The organism is Snodgrassella gandavensis (genome assembly GCF_914768025.1).
Lineage (GTDB): Bacteria > Pseudomonadota > Gammaproteobacteria > Burkholderiales > Neisseriaceae > Snodgrassella > Snodgrassella gandavensis.
Window position 1 is genome coordinate 1 of record NZ_CAJZCE010000035.1, and the last position, 1,047, is coordinate 1,047.

General features: G+C 39.1%; 2 protein-coding genes. Both read right to left on the reverse strand.

Going from position 1 to position 1,047, the window contains the following annotated elements:
• Nucleotides 1-75: 75 nt before the first annotated feature.
• On the reverse strand, nucleotides 76-267 hold the full coding sequence (locus MJ764_RS11700) for a VENN motif pre-toxin domain-containing protein (RefSeq protein ID WP_420853960.1): 192 nt from the start codon (nucleotides 265-267) through the stop codon (nucleotides 76-78).
• 242 nt (nucleotides 268-509) lie between these two features.
• Nucleotides 510-1,047, reverse strand: a 538-nt coding sequence (locus tag MJ764_RS11340; protein WP_239327123.1) for a hypothetical protein, incomplete at its 5' end; no start/stop codon positions are given.

A 1,047-nucleotide genomic window follows, 5' to 3' on the forward strand; every position in this document is an offset into this window, starting at 1 on the left:
CCGAAAGACCTCATGAGGCACTAAATAATATGACGCCGATTGAGTATAAAACACTAAAACAAGTAGCATGATTTTCTACGTCTGTTTTGTACTAACTATGGGGTATTTACAGCGGTGTTTTGGATCCTTGGACAACATTGCAGCTGATGCTGGTGATATCAGCTGGATTAAATCTACATTATTCTCCACTGCATTCTGCCCAACTACACCGGCTATCTGCGCATTAACCAGCGAGCCACCCGTTAGCCCGCCTGATACGGTGGCCACTGCTGACGATAGATCTCTGATGCTGGCTTTGACATTCTCCGGTAAGCGATTCGGGTCTATCTCGCCGGTTATTGGGTCTATCGCTTCGGGATACTGATCTTTAGGCAGTTGTTTAATCAGGTATTGGGCAGCTAATTCGGCTGCACTGGCGCCTACTGCTCCGGCGGCGGCATTACCGCCGTTTACGCTGGCACTGATGGCGCCCAGTAGGGCATAGGGGACGGTTATATGACTACTAATGCTCAGTTGTTTGTTGTTGTATGTTTATTTTTTATAAATAAATAAACCTTTTTTTTATTTTCACTCGCAGTAGAATAATCTACTGCAATATCTTCTAAATCTGGTTTAGCTTCAAGCTCTTTAACCGCACTTTCTATATATTCAGGGCGACACTCCATTTCATGTCGTGCGATCGCAGAGTCTTTGCTTAGAGGTTTGCTTTGATATTTTGAAAAGTATATACATCCTAGTGGAGTGAAAACGTTTTTAGGAAAAGGTTTATAACATATAACTTTATACAGTTTTCTATTATTATCCTCAGGCTTTCCACTAAGTATTAAAATACAGTTTGATCGTACCGACACATTTAAAGGTTCATTCCTAGGTATATCTAAATTTATTAAACCCGTCATTGGAAAAGAGTATCTTATAAGACTATAATCATTTTCCATTGAATCTATATTTAACGAATTTAACTGTTGAAAACTATTTTGTGAATGGCATCCAGTTAGAAACAGTGAAAACCAAAATATTCGTATTATATTTTTCATATTAATCTCT